Source organism: Scytonema millei VB511283, from assembly GCF_000817735.3.
Classification (GTDB): Bacteria; Cyanobacteriota; Cyanobacteriia; order Cyanobacteriales; family Chroococcidiopsidaceae; genus Chroococcidiopsis; species Chroococcidiopsis millei_B.
In genome coordinates, this window is the sequence record NZ_JTJC03000010.1 from 59,624 (window position 1) to 83,971 (window position 24,348).

The following is a 24,348-nucleotide window of genomic DNA, read 5'->3' on the forward strand; positions in this document are numbered from 1 at the left end:
CCCCGTTGAGCAAAGTGTCCGCGCAAAGGCGCAAAGGGTGCTTAGCGTCTCTGCGTCTTTGCGCGAAACAAATCTTAAGAATCGAATTCCCAGCTACAATTAAGAAATGTTAAGAAAAATTTGTGAGTATGATGCAAAATACAGCTGATGCTGGAACGAGTGCAATAACTCAACTGACAGCAATTAATGCAGCTAAGGTGCTGACGGTTATTTGCCTAACAATTTGTGCAATCGTTTTTGGCATATCCGACTTACGCCAAGTTATCTATCTTTGTTTACACGTTAGCTATTGTCTATGGTGGCTGCTAGAACAGTGGTTCTTTCCTAACCGACGACAGATATTTAACGAACCCATAGGAGTAGGAGGTTTTAGCTTCACTTTGATATTTGTCGGAGTATTCTATACCTTACCTGGATATTTGGCATTTACCAACCCAACACCTATTTCTGCACTTGCAATAGCGATCGCCATACCACTTTACATCTTCGGGACTCTAATTAATACCACTGCTGACGTACAAAAACTAACTGCTAAGCAATACGGGGTAGGTTTAGTGCAGGATGGAGTTTGGAGATTTTCCCGCAATATTAACTACTTCGGTGATTTGATACGCTATCTCAGTTTTAGCGTCGTTGCGGGTTCTTTATGGGCTTATCTCGTACCAGGAACTATTACCCTCCTCTATCTCCAGCGGATTTCTCAGAAAGAACAAACTATGTCTGACAAGTATGGCGAGTATGCAGCGTATCAAGAGTCTAGCAGCCGCTTGATTCCTTTTCTTTGGTGAGTCAGGGCAGCATACCATATCCATTCTGAGAAGGCGTACAATCGTGCGCCCTCAAGCCATGCCAAAATTAATAATTCGTACTCATAACGAGTATGATATACTTGACATTCAGGTAATATCTTTTTACACATGTAAACCCAAGCAACATGTATTTAAATTGCTATTTCACCATTACTATCACTACTGCGATCGCTATTTATGAACGTCGTTCTGGTTGGATTTCTTGCTAGTCTACTCGCTGGACTGGCAACTTTTGTTGGAGCTTTACCAATTTTACTACCAATTAATTTGACCCAGAGAATCCAGGGAATTATGTTGGGGTTTGGTGGGGGAGTCATGTTAGCAGCTACAGCTTTTTCTCTCATCGTTCCAGGCACGGAAGCAGCAGAAAACATTGGTTATTCCAGGGCGATCGCTGCTTTAATTATGGTTATAGGTATTTTGTTGGGCGGATTGTTTTTACAAATTGCCCACCATGCTTTACCGCACGAACATTTTTTCAAAGGGCGAGAAAATTGTCGAGGTAAAAGTATGAAACAAATTTGGTTATTTATCGCCGCAATTACAATTCATAACTTTCCTGAAGGATTAGCTGTGGGAGTCAGTTTTGGAAGTGGAAATATCGAACAAGGGCTACCTGTTGCTGTAGGTATTGGCTTACAAAATATGCCAGAAGGTTTAGTAGTAGCCCTCTCATTAATCTCAGAAAGATATTCTACTAGCTATGCTTTAGGAGTTTCTCTACTTACGGGTTTAGTAGAGCCTTTGGGCGGTTTAGTTGGTGCTGGCGTAGCAAGTATAGCTCAGTTTGTTTTACCCTGGGCAATGGCATTTGCAGCCGGAGCAATGCTATTCGTAATCAGCGACGATATTATCCCCGAATCGCACCGTAAAGGATTAGAAACAGAGGGAACTATTGGTGTCATGTTAGGTTTTGTGGTAATGATGTTTTTAGATATTGCATTAGGTGGATAGTCAGTTGACAGTTATCAGTTATCAGTTGTCAAGAAAGTGGTTTTGAATTTTGACTTTTAACTTTTGACTTTTGACTTAATCTTTCGATTCTAATTGTTTGATTTTCCGCTCTAATTCAAATTCGCGATCGCTCACAATTGTTTCTAAATTGGCGATGCGTTGCTCAAGCTGTTTTGGATCGCTATTTGTTAACGATTTATATTTATTGTCATCGCGCCAGACAAAGTACGTACCTGTAGCAGCTCCGGCGATCGCGGCTAGCGGTAAAATAGGACCACTCCTAGTTACGCTTGAAAGTGGAATGCAAATTGCTAGCATTCCTGTGGCAAAAGCCCAAATTTTTGAAGTTGCAGCAACGCGGATATCTTTACTCATTGCCTGCTTCCTATACGGAGATTACTGACAAACTATTTAATTTTACTGTAGCAACGATTTTCAGTATCTTTTCGTCAGCTTTGCAAAAATTTTACCAGTTCGTCCGAACTACGTAGCACGTGCCTGCATCGATCTGCTTACGCACGATCGTGATTATTATATAAATCTCTTCAGTCAAAATAGAATTTCGCTTGTTTTTGCATGTTATTCATAATTTTAAGCCCTTAAACTTTAAGTAGATATACTACGGTAACAAAAGCGATCTCCTGGATATAATCGCGATTATCCATCTATGAGATATCTGCAAAATAGTAGATTCGACAGTTAACCAGAATATTTTTGCTTTTTGCCACAGTTTTATTGCTAATCAAAAAAATATGCGAACTCATGTGAAATTAGCGACTCGTTCGCTGAATTTGTTATGTGTTTTTGGTTTATTGAGTACGACTAATTTAACTTTGCTGACACCTAAAGTTCATGCTCAAATTCCCGAAAAAACTGAAACTAACCAAATAGCTAACCAAACACAAACAACGCAACGTCAGCGAGTTGCCGTACTAGACTTTGATTTTGCCGATACTGGCAGTGTTAATTTTGCTAATATCTTTGGTGGTGCTAGCCCAGCCCAAGGAGTGAGTAACTTAATTACAAATGCATTAGTGAAAGATGGTTCTTATAGTGTCATCGAACGGAGTAAAATTGACGCTATTTTACAGGAACAAAACTTAGGTGCTTCGGGACGGATAAATCCAGAAACCGCTGCTCAAATTGGTAGAGTTTTGGGAGTTGATGCTGTCATAATTGGTGCGGTGACTCAATTTAATATTGAAGCAAATAATTCTGGTAACGGCTTTTGCGTTTTTGGAGTTTGTTCGGCTAAACAAAAAAGTCGGGCGATCGTGCAAATTGATGCTAGACTCGTCAGCACGACTACCGCAGAAATTCTCGCAGCAACTCAAGGTAAAGGAGAAGTTGATAAAAAAAGTAAAGCTTTAAATGTGGGTGGTATTTATCACGAGTCAAAAAATGCCGATCCTGAAACTTTATTGAGTGCAGCCGCAGAACTCGCTGTCAATGAAATTACCCGAGAAATCGTTGCTTCTGCCTCCAAAGTGACTACAGCAGCTTCGTTTACACCGAATGTTAATGCTGTAGTTGCTGATGTCACCAATAATTTAGTCACAATTAACAAAGGACAGGAAGCAGGCTTAAAAACAGGAATGAAAATCTCGGTCGAGCGAGTAGCTAAAGAAATTAAAGACCCTGAAACTGGCAAAACTCTCCGTGCTTTAACGTCTCCGATTGGTACGATTGAATTAACAGAAGTCGGTCAAGGTTTTGCCACTGGTAAAGTTACAAATGGTACGGGTTTTAAACGAGGAGATATGGCAAAAGCCGGACAATAGAGAGGAATTAGGGATCAAATGTAGGGTGGGCAATGCCCACCTTTTTTATCGTCTATGGCTCGTGACCAATGACTCGCGATCGATGACAAATAACCAATGACAAATGACAAACGATCGCTAACAAACGACCAATACCTGTAATAATTAAGATATTTAGAAGTTTCAAAAATCGCTTTCAGTCAGAGTGACTGTAAGGTAAAAATACCAAAATGACTAATGCGAATACTAGCAACGCCAGACCGTTTTTCTACCCCAACCGCACCTTAGAGCGGGCGCGTCGGGCGCTGATTTGTTCTAGTTTTAACTTACACTTATTCCAGGCAATGATAGCTCAAAGCGTGCCAGTCATGGCGATCGCAGGCAACTCTGGTATGGAAAAAGGCTATAGCCAACGCCCATTAACAGAACTTGCAGTAGACAACGAACTCTTTTGGCTGATTCAAGTCGGCATTTTGCGACGCGAGGTAGACGGACAGGGAATCACAGATAGTTTTCGGCTCACGCCTCTGGGCAGACAGCTAGTAGAGCGATACGCTCAGCATGGTAAGTGGGATACTCCAACGTGGCGCGATCGCCTTTACAATACCCTGAGTCGCTGGCTGCGACTGCCTTTTTAGGTGAATGCCTTAAATTTGTAAGCGTAAAAGTTAAGAATCAGCAAAAAAGGGGAAAAATAAACACAGAAACCCATCTCGGTCTGAAATTTCTGCCTTTACCTGCTCAAGCCGATAGCCGCATATGAAATCAATCATGATCGTGGGAACGACATCCCATGCTGGAAAATCAACGATCGCAGCTGCAATTTGTCGCATTTTAGCCAAACGTGGCTGGCGTGTAGCGCCCTTTAAAGGACAAAATATGGCGCTGAATGCTTACGTTACCGTTAATGGTGGCGAAATTGGTTATGCCCAAGCGGTGCAAGCGTGGGCGGCTGGCGTTGCTCCAATGGTAGAGATGAACCCAATCTTGCTCAAACCCCAAGGGGATATGTGTTCTCAGGTGATCCTCAAAGGTAAGGCTGTGGGAAGAGTCAACGCAGCAGACTACTACGAGCAATTTTTTCAACCAGGATGGCAGGCAATTGAGGAATCTCTGCGCCATCTGTCAGCAGAATTTGACATGATCGTGTGCGAGGGGGCAGGTAGTCCGGCAGAAATTAACCTCAAGCACCGCGATTTAGCAAATATGCGGATCGCCAAGTATTTGAACGCGCCAACGTTACTCGTCGTAGATATCGATCGCGGTGGTGCTTTTGCCCATGTCGTAGGCACGCTAGAATTACTCGAACCAGAGGAACGCAGTTTAGTGCGCGGCATTATCATTAATAAATTTCGCGGACAGCGATCGATCTTAGAACCAGGTATTAAATGGCTGGAAGAACGGACGGGAATCCCCGTCATCGGTGTCATTCCCTGGCTGGAGCATTCATTTCCCGCTGAAGATTCCCTCGATTTGTTTGAACGCAAGCCCTCTCGGGCTAAAGGCGAACTCAATATTGTCGTAATTCGCCTGCCGCGAATTTCTAACTTTACCGACTTCGATCCGTTAGAATCTGAACCCTGTATTGGTTTGAGATATCTCAGCCCCAAACACGAATTAGGACATCCAGATGCGGTTATTCTTCCAGGGACGAAAACCACGATCGCCGATTTACTCGTCCTGCACAAAACTGGGATGGCAAAGTCAATTCAAAACTATGCGGCGGCTGGGGGAACGGTTTTAGGTATCTGCGGCGGCTTCCAAATTTTGGGGCAACAGCTAGCCGACCCAGAAGGGCTAGAGGGCGAAGCTGGTAGGTATCCAGGTTTAGGCTTGCTGCCAATCAAGACGGCAATCACGATGCATAAAATTGCTCGCCAGCGTCAAGTCATATCGAATTTTCCGCAGGCAGGATTGCCCGTGACAGGGTATGAAATTCACCAAGGGCGATCGCGATTAATAGAATTACCCCCCACCCAAGCCAACGACTATCAACCCTTGTTTGACGATACCGGTCTTGGCATGGTAGATAGTAGTCAATCAGTCTGGGGAACATATCTGCACGGAATTTTCGATAATGGACCTTGGCGGAGGGCTTGGTTAAATCGCCTGCGGCAACAAAGGGGACTCAAATCTCTACCGACAGGTATTTCTAATTATCGCGAGCAGCGAGAAGCAATGCTCGACTCCCTAGCAGGTATGGTAGAAACCCATCTAGACTTATCCTCTGTTTTGTCGCCTTAAAGGTTAGAAATTATGACTGTGCGAGTCAATTTTTTACCCGATGATGTCACTGTAGAAGCCACAGTCGGAGAACCATTGTTAGATGTAGCAGACCGAGCGGGGGTTGTCATCCCCACCGGCTGTATGATGGGTTCCTGTCACGCTTGCGAAGTCGAGATCGATGGGGACAATACAGTATGCGCTTGTATTACTGCTGTACCACCTGGACAGAAACAGTTGACGATCGATCTTTATTTCGATCCAGCGTGGTGAGAATCAGTTATCAGTTATCAGTTAACAGGTATTGTAGGGGCGGGTTTGCCAAACAGCTTTGCTTTTCATTGAGATTTCCGATCGACCCGCTTAACTTTTGACTTTTAACTTTTGGCTGCTATTTTAGCCCGCATCAAAAATACTAAGGCAGCTATAGCCATTATCCCCATCACGATTCCAGCAGTTCTGTAAGTTCCAGCTATTCCTACGAAGTTAGTCAAAGGCTGGCTGACAATGGGCGAGAGAAATTGCCCCAAAAAAAAGCTAGTCGTTAATCCACCTAAAACTTTTCCACGGGCTACACCAGGAGCGATTGAAGTGAGGCAAAAGTTCATATTTGGCATGAGTAAACCCAAACCTAAACCCGCGATCGCTAATCCTAAGAGAATCACCGCATAACCTGCGCCAAAACTGAGCAATTCGTATCCCAACGCCATGTTTAAAAAAGCAATGCCATAAATGCTAATAAAGCTGAGGCGGGCTTTAACACGCTGGTACAATAACGAGCTAACCGCAGAACACCCAGTTGCAAGGGCGATCGCTAATCCGCTTTGAGAACTGCTTGCCTGTAGTAATTGCTGTAAGTGAAAGGGGAGTTGGACGGGAATTAGATAAAATACGATTTGCGAGATTAGGGCGATCGCATAAGTCAACACCACTAAACCAGTCGCCAAGCTGGTTGGTTCGTCTGCAACGTTAGCTCCAGCAACCTTTGTACGGTTCGGTTCCGGTAGCAACAATACGACGCACGGTACTAAAACTAGGGCAATTAAGTAGATAAAAAAGGGCATCCGCCAATTAATATCGGCAAGAAAGCCGCCTAAAGTTAGGAAAACGACCCCTCCTAATGCCATAAAAGCAGCTTGGATACCCAAAAACTGCCCTCTCGCCTTACCCGTGTAGTAATCTGCAATCAACGCTGTCGCCGTTACCATTACCCCAGCCACACTCAAACCCAATAATGCCCGTCCGAACAGGATAAAGCCGATTGCATTCAACCACAGCCCCGAACTACCTGCCAACCCGTATACGAGTAAGGCAATGATTAACACGGGTTTGCGTCCCAATTTATCGATTGTCACGCCAACAAGCGGCGCAGCCACGGCAATAAATAGGGCTGGAGCTGTCAAGACTAACCTTACCCAGTAGTCTGCATTCGGCACGGTGCTAAAGTGCTGCTTCATCGCTGGTAGCGAAGGTGCAATTGTTGCACCCGCCATGACAGTCAGCGTACTGACAACTAGCAAGGTGATTTTGACAGGGGACGAGTTAGTTTGCTGCATAGGCTAAGTTCTGGGGATTTCACCATCTAAGAACTGAATTGGCACGCGATCGCCTACTTCTAGTCCTAATTCTGCCGTCGCGCCACTTCGTAGCTGAATCATTTGGTCTACCGTTGCCTTTGAACTATACGTATGGCAAGCAATTGCATCGCAAGGCTGTGCCTCTACTTGAATGGCTGCGATCTGTCCGTTTTGTAAATAGACGACATCCACGGGGAAGCGCATATTTTGCATTGAGACCTTAACTGGGCGAGGCGGATCGATAGTATACAGCATTCCTCTTGTCTGTGAAAGTTCGCCACGGTACATCAGTCCCATAGATTGTTGCTGCGCTGTTTGAGCAACTTCCAAGTCAATTTCTTGTCCAGAAATTTGCGCTTTCGCACTTACAGGTAGAGATTGTGGTTGTTTTTCAATTTGAGCTTGAATTATTAGTAAAAGCAGACCGCTCACCAATGTAACTATGCAAAAAGCATTATTAGCTGAAATCTTCCGGTGCTTCTTCTGGGTTGCAGTTAACATAAAGCCCTCGCTTTAACGATTTCTTAACCGAAGCTGTCCGACTTTTTAACCATGAACTGACTAATTTCTTAACCAAAAATCGTTCTTGTCAATAGTTTAAATTAACTCTTGCTTAAATCTTTTATTTAAAACAAAAAAATAAATATTGAGTTTTATTAAGTTAAAATCAGCGAAAAGTTTTAGTATCTAAGTCGAGAAACTCAATTGGTAGGCGATCGCCAGTTTTTAAACCTAGCTCTAAAGTTCTTCGAGCCTGTAACTGCACCATTTGGTCTACTTTTACCTTGGAGCTATACGTAGGACAATTGACTTGGTTACAGGTAGGAACAGCTATTTCAATGTGCTGAATTTCCCTATTTCTCAGAAAAATTGTATCGACTGGTACAAGAATGTTCTGCATGGAAAATTCGATTGTTTGAGGCGGATTGAATTCAAACAAAATTCCCCTATTTCTGGGAATTATAGTACGATGCATTAAGCCTTGTGCTTCTTGTGCTGGGGTTTGAGGGACTTCCAAGTAAATTCTCTGCTTGGCAGCTTCAATTCTGGCTAAAATTGGTATAACTTGCGGTTTTTGTGGCGAACTAAGTTGTAAAGATAGCCAAGAAAAGCCTAAATAAAGAGTAGTAAAGATAATAAATATTGAGATTCCAACCAGCCAAAGAGAAATTTTAGAGAACATAATTTTGTTAATTTATACATATCAATAAACTCGTAGATCGATGCTAGGTAATTAGCAATTATTAGCTACGATGGCTGTAGATAGTTCTAGCTCTATAAAGTTAAGAGCAAAGGCGATAATTTATTAAGAATCAATGAACAGAGATAGAAAGTATGGAAAATGCAGAAGCGTGCTTTTGACTTGTCGCTGCTAACTTCTTTCTCGATCGCTTAAACATTGTCAATCCCAGAGAGCAAATTCGCTGTACCATATAACAAATCAGTTGCGTCTGAGTGCTTTGAGGGATGAGGAGTTATGAAAACAGCTATCTTACCAATCTTAGCGATCGCCTTAGTCGTCTTTTCCAACCGAGAAACGCCAGCTCAACAAGTGGAAACTAGCTCCGACCGTTCTTTCTTGGCACTGGTGGAGGGAGATGATGGCGCTCGCTGTAGCTTTATATCTGCTGATGTCTTGGAACGCTCGGCAGACATCGCTCAGGGATTGCTATTCGTGCGATCGGGAGACTCTCCTGACCAAGTAAAATACAAAATGCGCTTCGTTCCCGATGGAGCGTATGCCAACGATACATTACAATGGACGGCGATCGCCGGAAAAAACTACACGCGGGCTGACGTGAATTTCGACAAGAACCGCGCCGCGACTCGCTCGTTTACAATGGCGGTTAACTATCAGCAGCCAGAACAAAAACAATGTCGTTGGGAAGTACGCGAACCACAACCAGCAGCAGCACAGACAACGGAACAGGATCTAGCGCCTACGCCTGGTAGTAATCCAACGGAACAAGATTTAACCCCTACACCTGATAGTAATCCATAGATTAGATATGATGAGGAGCGATCGCTATTTAAATCTAAGTTGAGATTGGCTTGCGATCGCCCGCAGAATCTTCAAACACTGCACCTCTTTGCTGCAAGTCACGCTTTAAGTCTTCGGTGAGTCCTATATTCCAACCAAATCTGCTACCTTCTACCTTTGCGCCATCAAGCTTAGCAAAGCTCAAATTAGCGCCGTATACTATAGTACTACTCAAGTTAGCATTACTCAGGTTAGCATTACTGAGGTCAGTATGAAATAAAACTGTGTTGCTCAAGTTAGCGTTTCTCAGATTAGCACCACTAAGGTTAGCCTTACCTAAGTATGCAGCACTCAGGTTGATTCCCGTTAAGTTAGCATTACTCAGATCCACATTTCTTAAATCGGCTTTAACAAAGTCTTTTAAAGGGTCTAAACCAGCAACTTTCGCTAGCTCAATAAAGTCATCTGTTTGCGCCTCCATAATTTGTTTGCTCAGATAGAGAAATTCTTGAGGTTTTAGTGACTTTGGTGTATTTCCATAGCATTTATCTTCGACTGCTAGCTTGTTTGGGCTAAACTTTAGTCGTACTCGGATCTCAGGATTTGTCAAATCTATGTTACGCTGTTTTCCCTCAACTGTTAAGCTGTGAGAGATTGCTGTGGGTGGCTTTAAATCAGCTTCTTCTGACTCTATAAGCCGCCTCTTCTCCGTCCAAGATACAAAACCAACACCGACCAAGACCAATAATCCCATAATAGAGGCTGGTGGACTACCGCTTGTGACTATTAATAAGACCAGCAAACCCAAAAAGACTGTAGCTGTTTGCTTGACCAACGAACTAAGTCCAGCTTTGGCTTCATTATACAAACTCATCTTTCTACGGTTGACCTGAGCCATGACTGCCACCTCCTTTATTTTTCCTCAAATCGCTCAAGTCTACCCAAAAGCGACCGATTATTCTTCCAGCTAGAACGATCCAAAGAGCAAAATCAGATGCAACGATGATAAAACAAGCATAGCGCGACGCACCCAAAGCATTTTCTTGAAGGCAAAGATCGAAGCTGGAGAAATCTTTCCCAATAATCCAATGTCCGATCGCGCCAGGAATGCGTAGAAGAATACTCAAAGCGATCGCATCCTGAATACTCAAATAAACGGTTCGCCACAGATCCCCCATCAAAGCTGAACCTAGCAAATCTAAAGTTTCCCAGACATTCATCAAAATTCTTTTTGTGCGTCTACCTAATGCTGTCTGCTGCTGTGAAGTAGATTGTTGCTGAGTAGGTGGAGGATTTTGCTGTTGGGTCATTTGTCACAGTCTAGACGCAGCTGAATGATACCATTGGAAGAATCTTGCTAAGCCGAGTCAAAAATTGCTCCTTGTTGCTGAAACTCAAGTTGCATCTGTGCTGAAATTCCGACGACATCAACAAACCGTGTTTTTTCTACTTTGACTGCATTCAGTTCCGCACGGGTGAGATTGGCTGCATTCAAACTAGCATGGCTCAAATCAACACCATTCAAGTCTGCTTGTTGTAGTAGCGTCTCATTCAAATTTGCCCCCTGTAAGTTGGCATTCTGAAGATAGGCACTCGATAGATTTGTCCGGCTGAGATTTGCGTCACTTAAATTCACGCGGGGTAGAATTGCTCGTAAGTCTGCATCGCTCAAATCGGCATGACTGAGATTCGCATCGCGAAGATTGGCATTACTGAGTTTGGCACGCGATAGACAAGCACCACTCAAATTAGCGCGACTCAGATCGGCTAATGTCAAGTCAGCACCACTCAAATTTGCCCCCTCCAAATTAGCGCGACTCAAGCTAGAATTACGAAGATCTAATTGACTGAGATCGGCTCCGACTAAATCTTGTGTGGGATCTAAACCGATCGCTTCTAGACTAGAAACAAAGTCTGTCGCGATCGCCGAGTTGAGTAATTCCCGCGCGATCGCCAACTGTTGCTGTTGATATTTTTTCGCCTGGGTCAATTCTCCTAAACTGGTGTATGCTTGCCGCAGGCTATTTAAGATCTGTCCTTCCTGTAGGCGATCGCCTTGTGCTGGTACGATCGCCAAAAGTTTTTGCCAGTACTCGATTGCACGAACGTACTCTGCTGATGCCAAATAAGCATTACCGATATTGGCAAGAGCATTCATTTCGCCAGTTGCATCCTGAATTTTCTGGGCGATCTCCAAGTGTTGTTGAAAGCAGGCGATCGCCTGGGTTATGTTTCCTAAAGCTTGATAAGCTGCGCCTAAATTCCCTAAAGCCGCGCCTTCGCGCTTGAAATTTTGGCTGCTCCGATAAAGATTTAATGCTTGTTGCCAAGACTGCAATGCAAGCTCGAATTCACCTGTTTGGTATTGAGAAATACCTTGTTTTAGCAGCAAGTCTGCTTCACTAGTCATCTAGCGATTTTTGCCGTGCGATCTTCAGCTTTAACATTACCATAAACCTGCTAGATCGTGACAACGTTGTAGGGGCGTACAGATGTGCGTCCCTACAAGAAATTTATCTTAGGTATTTAGATTAAGCGATCGCAGTTTCGATCGGACAGCTTAAATATGAAGGAACTAAAAGTGTCTCTTCAATTTCTGTACGTAAGCTCCGTGTCATGTATTGTGCTTGGCGCAGGCAATCAAGTATGAGTTGATTGACATCGTAATATTGTTTGAGAATAGCTTTTTGCTGGGAAGTAAAAGGAAAATTTATCAGATCGTAACTCGAAGCATCAATATCAGATAGATGAATATGGCGATCGGTACTATCGTCTTCGAGAGAATCTGGTTTGAGGTCGAGGATAAATTCTAAATAAAAGGCACGGAAAGCAGCTGGTTTAAACTGAGGTTTGCTCAGATGATGTGACTTGCGCTCCAACCAGAAAAGAAAGCGCGATAATTCTGGATCGACTCCGGCGATCGCGTCAGCTTGTTGCTTCATTAAGCTGAGAAAATAGTCAGCATTTCGCAACATACTGACAACGAAAACAAAAACTTCGTGCCAGCGTGGTTCTGAAATTCGAGTAGCTAAATTTCTTAAAGCTTGTTCTGCTCTTTGAGGATGAGAAGGATCGGCTATTTCTCGCGCTACAAAGTACTCGTGAAATCTGATATCGGAAAAAGAATAAACCTCTGGAGCAGATTCGACAAATAATTGGTGTTGGTACTGAATAGACTTCAGTAGTGCCTCAGTCGTAAGTTGCAATAGTTCTGGGCTAGTAGGTGCTTTCGGTAGGTTACATATATATTCAGTAATAGATTTTTCAATATCCTGTTTGCTAAACTTACCTCCAGTTTCAAATGTAGCCAAAGCAATTTTACTTAACAAGTCTTGTTTGTGCTGTACGGACAAATTTTTGTAGAAGCGATCGCCTTGAATATGATAAGCTTCGTCCCACTGACTCAATAGAATTTCTAATCCTTCGCGGTAGAGCTGACAGCGATCGTTGGGAATTTCTCGACCTGCCTCAACTAATAGACAGAGCAAATTTAATAATGGGTCGTTAGAGAGTTCATTGGCGATTTCTTTCTCTTCTTGCTTTAAGGAAAAATTTACGACGCGATCGCTCTTCTTTGATTCGCTCTTCTTTAATTCCTCAATTTGTACCCATTTACCACTAAACTTAACAACTCTTCGGTCATCCAACTTGACACTTTCAGTTTTCATCTGGTGAAGAAAACTATCTACCAACACTGAATCGGTGGAATTCATAAGCTTTATGGTTTTGGTGTTACAGTTTGATTTACTGAGTCGTCAAGTAACCTCACAATTCGGAATTTGGAATTCCGATTTCTTACGCTCTAGTTTGAGCAATCTGAGGTTGAAGTAAAGAAAATAATTGTTCTTTGCCCTTCTGAAGATATCGAGTTACAGTCATGGGACTAATACCAATTCGTTTGGCAGCTTCTTTACGAGAAAACTCTTTTAAGAAAACAAATTCTACAGCTTTACGAGTTTTTTCTTCCAGCTGATTCATTGCACCCTGCAATTGTTGGCGATCTTCTTCTTGTTGTTGCAAGCTAGTAGAGCGCTGATCGGGTAAAGCATCAGCTAATTTAATTTGGCAATCGAGATGTTGAATAACTGTACTATCTAAACTTAAGACAATTCGATTTTGGAAGGCGAGCTTACTATCTAACCATTCTTGAATTGCAACGTTCAATTCTTCTGCAATTTCTATATCTGTAGGAGTGCGACCGAGAGTTAATGTTAGATCTTTACGAGCCTTCTGTCCTTGATTGTGAAGTTCTTGCCAACGGCGGGGAATTTTGACAACTCCCGTGCGATCGCGTAAGAAATGTAAAATTTCACCTCGAATATAAGGAATTGCAAAAGAACTAAAAGCATAACCTTGATAAGGGTTGAAGCGCTCAATAGCACGAATTAAACCAAAGTAACCGATTTGTTCTAAATCTTCATATGGCTCGGTACATTGGCGGCTAAACTGATGCGCCATCTTTCGCACCAAACCAGTATGCATACTCACAAGTTTATTGCGTAATGCAATCGAAGGATTTTGATAATAAGCAATTAATAGCTCTATCCCATTAGAGCAGGCTCTAGTATGAGTTATCGACATAAAAATCCTCAACAGCGATCTAAGCTTCCCGAATGGGAATTAACAGGTGGTGCGAAATCTTTAATCAAAGCTGAAGATTATTGTCGGTGGAGAAGGCTTCTCAAACCATGTCGTTCTTACTGAATTTATGAGGGGATTAGCAGATTTTGGTAAATTTTCTCCGTAGATCTGCTGAGTGGACTGGCTGAGAACGCCAAATATTTTAAGATTAGATTTAGATTTGTGCTGCTAGTCTCACCCTGGTTAACTGTTAGAGGTTTAAGCCAAAATAGGCATATGTCACCATATCGTTGCTCTCACACAACCCGTTAAAAAATTAAGAAAAAATTCCATGAGTAGCACTAGCAATTTTCGCGAAGCAATTCGTCAAGCTAAGACTAGCGCCATAGTAGGTCCAAACGTTATTGCTAATGCCCTGCCTTATCTAGGTGGCGGGCTGGTACTAACAGCACTGGGAACCTACGGTGGTCTAAGTGTCATCCGCACCAATCCAGGGTTATTCTTCCCTACGTTTATTGGTGCCGTGATTGTAGAAGTCATTCTGTTCTTCGTGGCGATGAACGTTGCTGAGAAAGGTAATAATCGCGTTGCCCTGCCTCTACTAGCAACATATAGCTTGCTAACTGGCTATACTCTCAGTGGCATCGTCTTTATGGCACTAAGAACCCAAGGCGTAGGTATTGCCGGTGTGGGGTTTGCTGCCCTCGGCTGCGGTGTCACCTTTATTGCAGCCCGTCAAATCGGTTCTAATTTGTCAGAACAGGACGGCATGGCATTGACGAAAACAGTCAGCCTGGGAGTCATTGCCCTAGTGGTTGTCTGTTTGGCACAATTTCTGTTTGCTCTGTTTGGCATCTATACGCCGACTTGGTTAGAAATTGCGATTTCAGGCATTGGCGTGTTTCTATTCGTCGGTGCAGCAGTCGTAGATTTCTACGTTCTGCCTCGTACCTACCGCAACGACCAATATCTCCCTGCGGCGCTGTCGATGTATCTGACATACATCAATCTGTTTATTTTCATCTTGCGGTTATTAATTGCCTTGAATAGCCGTGACTAGTGGAGACGTTACGTGTAAAGTCTCTACAAACGATCTGCCGTGGCTTCAAAATAGCCACGGTTTTTTTGGTTGTTGCCCCAAAGGTTTTCAACTCTGGTTAAAATCATCAGTACAAGTAGGGTGCGTTGTTAATGTACCCTGTCATTCAGTGAGCGATCGCTACTCGAAACCTATATGGAAGCACTAAAAATCAAACGCGAAGTTGAAAAGTTGTCCGATCGCCTGGGTAAAACCCAGGACTATCTTTGACATCCCCGCACTGACGGCAAAAATTCAAGATTTAGAACAAATTGCTGCCCAACCGGAGTTTTGGAACGACCAAACCAAAGCACAGCAAACACTTCAGGAACTCAACGACCTAAAAACTCATATCCAGCAATACGATCGCTGGCAAGGTAGCCTAGAAGATACCAAAGCTGTGCTAGAGCTACTGGAACTCGAAACGGACGAATCTCTACTGCAAGAAGCTGAGACAAACGTTACCAGCCTCAACCGCGAACTCGACCAGTGGGAGTTGCAACAGTTGTTATCCGGTCCCTACGATGACAAAGGCGCAATTTTGACGATTAACGCTGGGGCGGGCGGAACTGATGCCCAAGACTGGGCGGAAATGTTACTGCGGATGTATACTCGTTGGGCGGAAGATCGTGGCTATAAAGTCCAACTCGATGAGATTTCGGAAGGAGATGAAGCGGGGATTAAATCCGCTACCTTAGAAATTTCCGGTCGCTATGCTTACGGCTATTTACAAGGCGAAAAAGGAACTCATCGTTTGGTGCGAATTTCTCCATTTAACGCCAACGGTAAACGACAGACTAGCTTTGCTGGTGTGGAAGTGATGCCCCAAATCGATACTTCCGTACAGTTGGAAATTCCCGATAAAGATTTGGAAATTACCACCACTCGTTCTGGTGGTAAGGGAGGACAAAACGTCAACAAAGTAGAAACAGCCGTGCGCATCCTCCACATTCCTACGGGAATTGCCGTTCGCTGTACGCAAGAGCGATCGCAGTTACAAAATAAAGAGAAAGCCCTGGCGATCCTCAAAGCCAAGTTATTAATTATTGCCCAAGAACAACGCGCTCAAGAAATCGCTGAAATTCGCGGTGATATGGTAGAAGCAGCCTGGGGAACTCAGATCCGCAACTACGTTTTCCATCCATATCAGATGGTGAAGGATTTGCGGACAAACGTAGAAACAACAGCAATTACCGACGTAATGAATGGCGAACTCGATACCTTTATTGAGTCCTACCTTCGCCAGGAGAAGCAACTAGTGGCTAGTTAAGAAACAAGCAAGACGAGAGCAGAAAAGAAGAAAGCTGAGGAAACTGGGGCGGAAAAACCAAAATGGTTTTGCTGTTTACAGTCCTTAGCTCTTTTTTTGTTTTGCCAACCATTGACCCTGATAGCAATTTACTTTTTGACTACGGCAGCAAAGATCCCCCCAACCCCCCTTCAAAAGGGGGGCTATAGAAAATTGTCTGTAACATAGCTTGAGTGAGATGGCATGAATTGGTTTGCTGAACTTTTCCATATTGCTTTGCTTAAATTCAATCTTCATAATTAATACAATAAATAGCTAATCAGCAAAAAAACGTTTTATTATATGCTGCTAATGTTGTTTGCTGCGCGTCGAGAAACAAAAAAATTATCTTAGGACAAAAACAGTGCTAATTCAAAGTTTATCCGATCTACCTGTTGAAACTGAAAGAGCAGTTATTATTAATTTCAATACAAAACTAGTTACAACCTTAGCTTTACTATCTGTTATTCGTCATGCAAAAATGCCCGTACTGTTGATCGACTGTGAATCAACAGATGGTAGTTTGACACATTTTTCAGCTTTGATGAAGCGGTATGATTTTGATATTTTATCTGCTCCCTTACGCCCTCACGGTCAAACTTTAGACTGGCTTTTTAATAATATTGCCGCAGAAAAAGTTTTATTAGTTGACTCGGATCTGGAAATTCAAGATTCTGCTATAATTAGCTTTTTCAGAGAGTATATTGACGAACCACAGGTTTTTGGTTGTGGCTTTACCAACGGACCAAGTTGGCTTGAAGAACCAGCATTTCAGGGAACCGCTTTAGAGAATGCTCTCTATCACGAGCGTCCTTGGATACCGTTAACTCTGCTCAAGGTAGCTTCTATTCGAGAAGCACTTAGACAAGGAAAGTCATTTGTGGACTTTTACCTAGACAATGAATACTCGTTGCTGTCACCTTTGAACAAGCTTCGATCGCGCTTCAAGCTACTCCACAGCATACTCAAGCAGGGACCAAGTGAGTTGCGGCGCTCTTGCCATGCTTTGAAACCCGCTGCGATATTTTACGATACCGGAGCCAGAATATTTGAATACCTGCGGTACGAAAGGCTGATGTTTTTTGTAGGACTACCAGAACCAGTGCATCACCGTTTTGCCACTCACTTTTTCGGGGTTACCCGAAATACGCTTAAACCATCAGATACTCATGGAGGCGGCGGGTTAGCTAAAATTTCCGATCGGGTTCGCTGTCGTTTATTGGAAGTTTATGGTGAGGAGGTTCGCACTGAGGAAGCGATCGATCGCCAGAAGATACTTGTCGGACGCAAGTAACAATATTAGTTACAACATCAATAACAACATTGCTTATTTAATCTCGAAGGCGATCGAACGCGCTGTAGTTAAAGTAAAATCAGCGCTCTATAGAAATTTGGCAAAGATTGGGAACGAGCGCAAAGCGATTTGCGCTTGTTTCTCAGCTATTAACCCTGGTACGGACTACATGATTGGTGCAACAAACTGTTACATTTGAGAAAGAACCTAGCAAAATCTTAGGGTCAATCTCATGGAGAATTCACCTGACACGCCGAAAACCGCCGAGGTGCAACCAACAGAAGCGACGACCATGCCACCTCATGGGGAGAATGAAGTCACCAACGAGCCTCAACCGAGTTATGTAAAACTCGCTATGCGCAACATGGTGAAAAAAAGGGGGACTTCTCTAAAACATTTTGCCCTCACAACGATAGGGCTATTGTCTTTACTGGTGGGTTTAGCTTATATAACTAGATAATGACAACCAGGAATACAGAAAATTCCGGCGTACAAGTCGAAGTCTGCGTGCAGGACTGTTTTACTGAAGCTTCTGGAATGGAACCAGCAGTTGATGCCCAAACTTGGCAAAAATGGTTTGAGTGCTGGTTAGAGAGTTTATCTTCTCAGCTTCCCCCGGCTGACAGTTACGAACTAAGTTTACGTCTAACGGATGATGCGGAAATTCAAGCACTTAACTCGCAGTATCGGCAGCAAGATAAGCCTACAGATGTTTTAGCCTTTGCTGCACTGGAAACGGACGTACCGCAGTTAGAGGAGTTGCGATCGCTTTTACCTCTATACTTAGGCGATATTGCGATCTCAATTGATACCGCTAGCAAGCAGGCACTACAACAAACACATTCGCTATCGACAGAGCTGGCTTGGTTAGCAGCTCACGGTCTTTTACATCTTTTAGGCTGGGATCATCCAGATGAGGAAAGCTTATCAGAGATGCTGAAACAGCAAACTTTGCTACTAAGGATAGTTGGTCTTGATGTCAATCTTGTCTAAACTGTGCAAGATTGTCATTGCAAAGATCGTCACAGGGCGATCGCGACAATTTGTTACTAATTTAATTTCCCTAGATGAGATATGTCTAAATTAGACTGTTCGTGAAAATCGACAACTTAAGCAAGTAATAGGCTGTAACTCGGCTAATTATAAAAAACTAAAGATTATCTGCTGTTTGCCATCTATGACCCAAAAAGTTTCGACCTCAACGCCTAGTAGAACAGAAAAAGTGGTTCCCATTCAGCGAGACTTCTCTTGGCAAGTCGCCTCCAACTTATTAGTGAGCTTCAAATATGCTTGGAGTGGCATTGCTTATGCGTTTAAAACTCAACGCAACTTCCGCATCCATATTTGTATAGGGACTTTTGCTGTCTTTCTGGGCTTAATGCTACGTTTGCCTTTGGTCGAAATAGCTGTGATTACGCTGACTAGCGGCTTAGTGCTAGTCATGGAATTACTAAACACCGCGATCGAGTCTGTTGTAGACTTGACGGTAAAGCAGACATATCACGAACTCGCTAAAATTGCTAAAGACTGCGCCGCCGGAGCAGTATTAATCTCGGCTATAGCTGCCGTTCTAGTTGCCGCCGCTCTTTTGTTACCACCCCTTGTGAGACTAATTGTTTCATATTTAAATTGACAATAGGAATAAGGACAAGGGAGACAAGGAGGACAAGGGGAGGACACTTGCGTGCGGGGGTTCCCCCCGTTGAGCAAAGTGTCCGTGGACAAGGGAGATTGACAGAAAACTCACTTCTTGACCCTCACTCCTCCCCACACACCACTCACTACTCACTACACCCTGCACCCTACACCCAGATCGATCGCACCACGCACCACTCAAAAATGATTATAGTTATTGATAATTACGACAGTTTTACTTATAACCTAGTGCAGTACTTGGGTGAATTGGGGGCAGAGTTCCCAGTTGCAGCAGAGGTTCGGGTTTATCGGAACGACCAAATTACAATCGAGCAGATCCGCGAGTTGCAGCCAGATGGGGTTGTGATTTCTCCAGGTCCAGGTCGCCCAGAAGATGCAGGAATTTCTCTGGAGGCGATCGCGCACTTAGGCAAGAATACACCCATATTGGGCGTATGTTTGGGGCATCAAAGCATCGGACAAGTCTTCGGTGGTAAAGTAGTCTCTGCACCTGAATTGATGCATGGTAAAACTTCATCAGTTTCCCATACGGGAGTAGGCGTATTTAAAGATTTAGAAAATCCGTTGACCGCAACCCGCTATCATAGTTTAGCGATCGAACGGCAGACCTGCCCAGACGTGTTAGAAATTACCGCCTGGGTTGAGGACGGGACAATTATGGGAGTGCGACATCGGCAATATCCTCACATTGAAGGAGTCCAGTTTCACCCAGAAAGCGTCCTCACAACTTCAGGAAAGCAATTACTGCGCAACTTCCTGAAACAACTGCCGTCCCACTAGTGGAGTGAACGGAGAAGCAATGAAACGACGACAGTTGATTGGCTATGCTGGAGCAGGACTACTTTCTACCTTAGCAGTGACGCTTGCAGCAAAATCTCAGCCTGCTGTAGCTCAAACAGGCAGTGGATTAACGGTACGATGGTTGGGTCATACTTGTTTTCTATTTACTGGTGGCGGGGCGCGAATTCTGATCAATCCTTTTCGGCAGCTAGGCTGTACGGCGGGATACAGACCACCGAAAGTAGACACAGATTTGGTTTTAATTAGCAGTCAATTATTGGATGAAGGGGCAGTAGAAGAAGTTCCTGGCAATCCCCAGCTGATCTTTGAACCTGGAGTCTACCAATTTAAAGGAACGCAGATCCAAGGAATTGCGATCGACCACGATCGCGAAAAGGGGAGAAGATTTGGTACTAACGTGGCATGGCTGTGGACGCAAGGTGGAATTAGGGTTTTGCACTTAGGGGCAGCTGCTGCACCAATCACAATCGAACAAAAAATCCTCATCGGTCGTCCCGACGTGTTACTGGTGCCAGTGGGGGGCGGTGCTAAAGCTTATAATCCTCAAGAGGCACAAGCAGCTGTCAAAACTATCAACCCCAGGTTAGTCATTCCGACTCACTATCGTACCCAAGCCGCCGATCCTGCTGCCTGCGACATCGTGCCGCTAGATGAATTTTTGTCATTGATGGAAGGAACTCCCATCCGTCGCAGTCAAAGCGATAGCTTAACGATTAAACCTGCCGATTTACCCAAGGACGAAACTGCAATTCAGGTATTGAGTTATAAGTTTTAACTGGTAGTTGGTAGTTGGTTATTTGTAAGTTCTTTCCTACTCCCTACTCCCTAATAACTGCTAACTTGGAAAGATGTAGTTTCCTGACAGCGATGATGCAGTTGAACTCTAACAGCATTTATCCCTGCCCAGCCTGTCGTTTGGGCAAGGTTCAAGCTATGCCTTTAATGGAAGCGATGGCTTGCGACTGCTGCCAGCAGATTTTTGAAACTGATGTAGAAAGACAGCAGTTAAAAATGCTCTCCTGTCAACCACCGCTAGTCTGGCGTTGGAATGGCAGAAGGTGGATAGAAGCTTATTATGACGGCGTAGAATTTGGCTGGGGTTATACTTTAGCCGCGATCGCTCTCGTAGCACTACCAACGGCTATAGTTGGGCTGACTGTCTACATCTTTCCGCCACTCCCAGATACTCCTTTATATTGGCTCCCGTATGCTTGGATTTGGCTCACGTTTTTGTCACACTTATTAACAATTTGTTGGTTAGCGATCGAATTTTATCAATTTCAGCTCGGCATATTTTTGAAAACTTTGTTGCAGCGCTTAGTATTCCGTTAAAACACCTAAAACACCGTACCGTCACTCTGTAACTGAATGGGGGAAACTCCATTCGGTCTGAGTTCGGCAGCAATCCGCCGTCCGGCGCTCCAAGTTCCGCCTTGCAAAATTTTGACTAAAGGCAGCTGCTTAGCATCCATTTCCAATTGCTGGCGGATCGTTGCAGCAATCTTGTCCAACAGAATCACAGTTAATGCTCGCCACTCGACAACGACTTCAGAGTCTACTGAGTGGGTTTGTTGGAAAATATCTGAGTGTTTGGCTTGTAGCAGTCCTAAATCGAGGCATAAACCACCATTGCGATATTCGGGCAGTCCGGTCAGGTCGTCAAGTCCCGTAATTTCCAAACCGAGTTCTTGTAGCGGCTCCAAAAGAGAATAAGTCAACCATTGCGAGAGTTTGTGAAATGGAACGAGGGAGTCGGTAATTGGTAGTTGGTAGTTGGTAGTTGGTAGTTGGTTGACGGTAAACGCTGGCGCTACACTGCGTGAAGACAGTTGACAGTTGTTTTCAGCTCCCTCAGCTCCCATTCTTCGAGAAGGGCTTCGCCCTACAGCTCCCTCAGCTCTCTTCTCCCCCCTGCTCCCTTCCAAAGCAGGATGATACCAAACGTCGCCGAGGTTAACTCCGGCTATTTCAATTCTGCCAGACCAAATACTGCCGAGTCCGTCTAAAACAGCACGCAAAACTGTTGCAGCTGGTAGTTGTTTGTGGTGCGATCGCTGTAACAGATAATGTACGAGATGACCCGGACGGGCATTATCGTCACCAAACATTTGCGGGTAGGCAAGGAGCGATCGCCCCAATTTTTGTAATAGTTCTACTCGTCCTGCCAACCCTACCAATGGATTATCGGCACTCACCTGAAATCCTTGAGCTAGGGTTGCTTCACTCAGAGACTGCAATCCTTGGGCATCGACTTGTAAAAGCTGATGGGGATGGCTGGAGAAAGCACCTTGACAGAACATCCGAAAACTTGCCACTGCTAGCCCCTCCGATCGCTGAAAGATCGAATCGGTTTCTCGTTCGCAATACACCCAACGATCGCCCGCACCCGCATCTAACAGCACGCTGACGATCGCCAGATCGAATTTAGTCACGGCTCGCTCGACTGGCGATCGTCCTGCCAACATCCGCTCTAACTGAGCTAAACGCGGTACTCCACCAACTTCAAAATGCTGCCAGCGGCTATGAAAGGGAATTTGTCCATCGGGATATTGCTCTTGCATGACAGTGATAACATAGTCTGCCACCCGTCCCAACTGCGTCAAATCGCAACGGAAGTGACTCAACTTATCTTGCTGTGCTAGCTCAAACAACTGCCCGCAGCGATCGCGAATTGCCTGCGGAGAACGCAAATAAGCGATCGCCTCTTCCCAAGACTGACGGCTATCGGAAGTTAGAATGCTCATTCTCAGTTATCAGTTATCAGTTATCAGTTATCAGGGAGCAGCTTATTCCGCCTTACGACTTACGACTTACGACTTACGACTTACATCATTCCATTTCTCTACCTTTAATTTCTGTCAATCCTAACGTATCTAGTACCACGCCAGGAGTGTAGTAGCCAGCGGCTTTTTTCGCCTCGATTTCTACTTGTGCGTCTTGGGGAATCAAATCCTCGGGAATTGGCACTCGTTCGACAACTTCAATACCTGAGTTGGTGATGGCTTCATATTTCATGTTGCTCATCGATACCAAACGCTCGATTCGAGTTATGCCCAACCAATGCAATACGTCTGGCATTAACTCTTGGAAGCGCATATCTTGCACCCCAGCAACGCATTCCGTGCGGGCAAAGTAAGCATCAGCGCGATCGCCTCCTTCTTGCCGCTTGCGGGCATTGTAAACTAGAAACTTCGTCACTTCTCCCAATGCCCGACCTTCTTTCCGACAGTAGACAATGACTCCCGCACCCCCTTCCTGTGCTGTTTGAATGCAGACTTCAATTCCATGCACTAGGTAAGGACGACAGGTACAAATATCGCTGCCAAAGACATCGGAACCATTGCATTCATCGTGAACCCGCACTGCCAAGGGTCGATTGGGGTCAGTAATTGCTGCCAAATCGCCAAATATATATACAGTGACTCCGCCAATTGGCGGCAGGAATACTTCTAAATCCGATCGCGTCACTAATTCTGGGAACATCCCCCCGGTTTGCTCAAACAAGGCACGGCGCAAGTCTGCTTCAGGAATTTGAAATCGTTTGGCAATGCCTGGTAAATACCATACAGGCTCGATCGCTGCTTTAGTAACGACGACATCGCCTTTAGATTTGAGCAGCTTGCCATCGATCGCCAACCGCCCTTTTTCCACTGCTGCTTGTAATTCTGGAAGATAAACGTGCGCCTTGGTAATAGCGATCGTCGGTCTGATATCGTATCCTTCCTGGTAGTAAGACGCAAACGCTTCTCCTACCATTGCCCCAAACGGATCGAGTGAAACTATTTTCTCCGGGTCGTACCAACTCGGATAAGGACCAATATGTTCGACCGGCGAAGTATTCGTTAAATCGGCACGGTGATCTGCTTGCAATACCCCGCTTGCTACAGCCAGAGCGCGATAGACAGCATAACCTCCTGAATGTGTCCCGATCGCATTTCTGTGACTCGGGTTAGCGAGGGTAGCCACAACCGGACCCCGTTGCATCGGGTCTTTGTCTCCCCAGCGAATCGGAATAGGTTGCGAACCAAAATTGCTCGGGTGAGAAGTCAGGATAATATGCCTGGGACTACTTTTTCGCTCTTGCATCGTTGTATATGCTCTACCTGCTAATGGGGTTAAGAGGGCTGTGACGCAACCAGACAAAGTGAGATGCTACGAATAGCAAACCTTAAAGGGGAAACCTCAATTATAGCGATCGAATTTTGGTTTCAATAGTAACCCATAGCACGAAATTGGCTGCTATCGGGTTAAATCTGAGGTTCAGGGTGCTAGCCTTTCGGATTAATGTATAAAAAAATACAAAAATTTGGCAAGACTTGCTTAATTCTAAAATTTAAGGAAACGGT

General features: G+C 44.4%; 28 protein-coding genes. 17 read left to right on the forward strand and 11 right to left on the reverse strand.

What is annotated here, in order from left to right; genetic code table 11:
* Positions 1 to 131: 131 nt before the first annotated feature.
* A complete protein-coding gene (locus QH73_RS24100) occupies positions 132 to 788 on the forward strand; it encodes a DUF1295 domain-containing protein (RefSeq protein ID WP_039714404.1) in 657 nt (218 codons plus the stop codon).
* A gap of 198 nt (positions 789 to 986) precedes the next feature.
* Positions 987 to 1,763 (forward strand): ZIP family metal transporter, encoded by a 777-nt coding sequence (locus tag QH73_RS24105; protein ID WP_039713059.1) that lies wholly within the window; start codon positions 987 to 989, stop codon positions 1,761 to 1,763.
* 75 nt (positions 1,764 to 1,838) lie between these two features.
* On the opposite strand, the gene QH73_RS24110 is transcribed toward QH73_RS24105, so the two are convergent.
* Positions 1,839 to 2,138 (reverse strand): hypothetical protein, encoded by a 300-nt coding sequence (locus tag QH73_RS24110; RefSeq protein ID WP_039713058.1) that lies wholly within the window; start codon positions 2,136 to 2,138, stop codon positions 1,839 to 1,841.
* 377 nt (positions 2,139 to 2,515) lie between these two features.
* On the opposite strand from QH73_RS24110, the gene QH73_RS24115 reads away from it, so the two are divergent.
* The 4 genes from QH73_RS24115 to QH73_RS24130 all read left to right on the forward strand — a co-directional run bounded on the left by QH73_RS24115 (position 2,516) and on the right by QH73_RS24130 (position 6,019).
* The gene (locus tag QH73_RS24115; RefSeq protein WP_039713057.1) at positions 2,516 to 3,544 is read left to right on the forward strand and encodes a CsgG/HfaB family protein; all 1,029 of its coding nucleotides are present in this window, start codon (positions 2,516 to 2,518) and stop codon (positions 3,542 to 3,544) included.
* Between the two features lie 209 nt (positions 3,545 to 3,753).
* Complete coding sequence (locus QH73_RS24120; protein ID WP_039713056.1) at positions 3,754 to 4,161, forward strand: Npun_F0494 family protein; 408 nt, start codon at positions 3,754 to 3,756, stop codon at positions 4,159 to 4,161.
* 121 nt (positions 4,162 to 4,282) lie between these two features.
* Positions 4,283 to 5,767: a cobyric acid synthase CobQ gene (cobQ, locus tag QH73_RS24125; protein ID WP_039713055.1), complete on the forward strand. Its 1,485-nt coding sequence runs from the start codon at positions 4,283 to 4,285 to the stop codon at positions 5,765 to 5,767.
* 12 nt (positions 5,768 to 5,779) lie between these two features.
* The gene (locus tag QH73_RS24130; protein WP_039713054.1) at positions 5,780 to 6,019 is read left to right on the forward strand and encodes a 2Fe-2S iron-sulfur cluster-binding protein; all 240 of its coding nucleotides are present in this window, start codon (positions 5,780 to 5,782) and stop codon (positions 6,017 to 6,019) included.
* 104 nt (positions 6,020 to 6,123) lie between these two features.
* On the opposite strand, the gene QH73_RS24135 is transcribed toward QH73_RS24130, so the two are convergent.
* The 3 genes from QH73_RS24135 to QH73_RS24145 all read right to left on the reverse strand — a co-directional run bounded on the left by QH73_RS24135 (position 6,124) and on the right by QH73_RS24145 (position 8,506).
* Positions 6,124 to 7,302: an MFS transporter gene (locus QH73_RS24135; RefSeq protein ID WP_039713053.1), complete on the reverse strand. Its 1,179-nt coding sequence runs from the start codon at positions 7,300 to 7,302 to the stop codon at positions 6,124 to 6,126.
* A gap of 3 nt (positions 7,303 to 7,305) precedes the next feature.
* Complete coding sequence (locus QH73_RS24140) at positions 7,306 to 7,824, reverse strand: DUF192 domain-containing protein (RefSeq protein WP_039713052.1); 519 nt, start codon at positions 7,822 to 7,824, stop codon at positions 7,306 to 7,308.
* A 166-nt stretch (positions 7,825 to 7,990) separates the two neighbouring features.
* Positions 7,991 to 8,506, reverse strand: a complete 516-nt coding sequence (locus tag QH73_RS24145; protein WP_052289704.1) for a DUF192 domain-containing protein — start codon at positions 8,504 to 8,506, stop codon at positions 7,991 to 7,993.
* Positions 8,507 to 8,800: 294 nt separating this feature from the next.
* Between QH73_RS24145 and QH73_RS24150 the strand changes: the two genes are divergently transcribed.
* On the forward strand, positions 8,801 to 9,325 hold the full coding sequence (locus QH73_RS24150) for a hypothetical protein (protein WP_039713050.1): 525 nt from the start codon (positions 8,801 to 8,803) through the stop codon (positions 9,323 to 9,325).
* Positions 9,326 to 9,359: 34 nt separating this feature from the next.
* Here QH73_RS24150 and QH73_RS24155 read toward each other — a convergent pair whose 3' ends face one another.
* The 5 genes from QH73_RS24155 to QH73_RS24175 form a co-directional block, all read right to left on the reverse strand.
* Entirely contained in the window at positions 9,360 to 10,202 is an 843-nt protein-coding gene (locus tag QH73_RS24155; RefSeq protein ID WP_052289703.1) for a pentapeptide repeat-containing protein, read from the reverse strand.
* Complete coding sequence (locus tag QH73_RS24160) at positions 10,183 to 10,614, reverse strand: hypothetical protein (RefSeq protein WP_039713049.1); 432 nt, start codon at positions 10,612 to 10,614, stop codon at positions 10,183 to 10,185. The genes QH73_RS24155 and QH73_RS24160 overlap by 20 nt, the downstream gene beginning before the upstream one ends.
* 47 nt (positions 10,615 to 10,661) lie before the next feature.
* The gene (locus tag QH73_RS24165; RefSeq protein WP_039713048.1) at positions 10,662 to 11,714 is read right to left on the reverse strand and encodes a pentapeptide repeat-containing protein; all 1,053 of its coding nucleotides are present in this window, start codon (positions 11,712 to 11,714) and stop codon (positions 10,662 to 10,664) included.
* Positions 11,715 to 11,835: 121 nt separating this feature from the next.
* Positions 11,836 to 13,017 carry an NACHT domain-containing protein gene (locus tag QH73_RS24170; protein WP_052289702.1) on the reverse strand — a complete coding sequence of 394 codons (1,182 nt, stop codon included), beginning with the start codon at positions 13,015 to 13,017 and terminating at the stop codon, positions 11,836 to 11,838.
* Between the two features lie 82 nt (positions 13,018 to 13,099).
* Entirely contained in the window at positions 13,100 to 13,885 is a 786-nt protein-coding gene (locus QH73_RS24175) for an RNA polymerase sigma factor SigF (RefSeq protein ID WP_039713047.1), read from the reverse strand.
* Here QH73_RS24175 and QH73_RS24180 point away from each other — a divergent pair.
* The 10 genes from QH73_RS24180 to QH73_RS24225 all read left to right on the forward strand — a co-directional run bounded on the left by QH73_RS24180 (position 13,871) and on the right by QH73_RS24225 (position 21,334).
* Positions 13,871 to 14,008: a hypothetical protein gene (locus QH73_RS24180; protein ID WP_165587773.1), complete on the forward strand. Its 138-nt coding sequence runs from the start codon at positions 13,871 to 13,873 to the stop codon at positions 14,006 to 14,008. The two genes, QH73_RS24175 and QH73_RS24180, sit on opposite strands and share 15 nt — an antisense overlap.
* A 208-nt stretch (positions 14,009 to 14,216) precedes the next feature.
* Positions 14,217 to 14,945 (forward strand): Bax inhibitor-1/YccA family protein, encoded by a 729-nt coding sequence (locus QH73_RS24185; RefSeq protein ID WP_039713046.1) that lies wholly within the window; start codon positions 14,217 to 14,219, stop codon positions 14,943 to 14,945.
* A 174-nt stretch (positions 14,946 to 15,119) separates the two neighbouring features.
* A protein-coding gene (gene prfB, locus QH73_RS24190; protein ID WP_132867515.1) for a peptide chain release factor 2 occupies positions 15,120 to 16,233 on the forward strand; the annotation gives its coding sequence in 2 pieces (ribosomal slippage) (positions 15,120 to 15,191 and positions 15,193 to 16,233; 1,113 coding nt in all).
* A gap of 382 nt (positions 16,234 to 16,615) precedes the next feature.
* Entirely contained in the window at positions 16,616 to 17,545 is a 930-nt protein-coding gene (locus QH73_RS24195; protein ID WP_132867516.1) for a hypothetical protein, read from the forward strand.
* A 292-nt stretch (positions 17,546 to 17,837) separates the two neighbouring features.
* Positions 17,838 to 18,005 (forward strand): DUF3285 domain-containing protein, encoded by a 168-nt coding sequence (locus tag QH73_RS24200; protein ID WP_132867519.1) that lies wholly within the window; start codon positions 17,838 to 17,840, stop codon positions 18,003 to 18,005.
* Positions 18,005 to 18,538 carry an rRNA maturation RNase YbeY gene (gene ybeY / locus QH73_RS24205; RefSeq protein ID WP_039713043.1) on the forward strand — a complete coding sequence of 178 codons (534 nt, stop codon included), beginning with the start codon at positions 18,005 to 18,007 and terminating at the stop codon, positions 18,536 to 18,538. Before QH73_RS24200 ends, ybeY begins: the two co-directional genes overlap by 1 nt.
* Positions 18,539 to 18,722: 184 nt before the next feature.
* Positions 18,723 to 19,178, forward strand: a complete 456-nt coding sequence (locus QH73_RS24210) for a diacylglycerol kinase family protein (RefSeq protein WP_039713042.1) — start codon at positions 18,723 to 18,725, stop codon at positions 19,176 to 19,178.
* 206 nt (positions 19,179 to 19,384) lie between these two features.
* The gene (locus tag QH73_RS24215) at positions 19,385 to 19,981 is read left to right on the forward strand and encodes an anthranilate synthase component II (protein ID WP_039713041.1); all 597 of its coding nucleotides are present in this window, start codon (positions 19,385 to 19,387) and stop codon (positions 19,979 to 19,981) included.
* Between the two features lie 19 nt (positions 19,982 to 20,000).
* Entirely contained in the window at positions 20,001 to 20,777 is a 777-nt protein-coding gene (locus QH73_RS24220) for an MBL fold metallo-hydrolase (RefSeq protein ID WP_039714400.1), read from the forward strand.
* Positions 20,778 to 20,869: 92 nt separating this feature from the next.
* Positions 20,870 to 21,334 carry a hypothetical protein gene (locus QH73_RS24225; RefSeq protein ID WP_039713040.1) on the forward strand — a complete coding sequence of 155 codons (465 nt, stop codon included), beginning with the start codon at positions 20,870 to 20,872 and terminating at the stop codon, positions 21,332 to 21,334.
* Positions 21,335 to 21,339: 5 nt separating this feature from the next.
* Here the strand turns inward: QH73_RS24225 and QH73_RS24230 are convergent, their stop codons facing one another.
* Complete coding sequence (locus QH73_RS24230; protein ID WP_039713039.1) at positions 21,340 to 22,746, reverse strand: URC4/urg3 family protein; 1,407 nt, start codon at positions 22,744 to 22,746, stop codon at positions 21,340 to 21,342.
* 85 nt (positions 22,747 to 22,831) lie between these two features.
* The gene (locus QH73_RS24235) at positions 22,832 to 24,088 is read right to left on the reverse strand and encodes a GTP cyclohydrolase II (RefSeq protein WP_039713038.1); all 1,257 of its coding nucleotides are present in this window, start codon (positions 24,086 to 24,088) and stop codon (positions 22,832 to 22,834) included.
* Positions 24,089 to 24,348 lie beyond the last annotated feature (260 nt).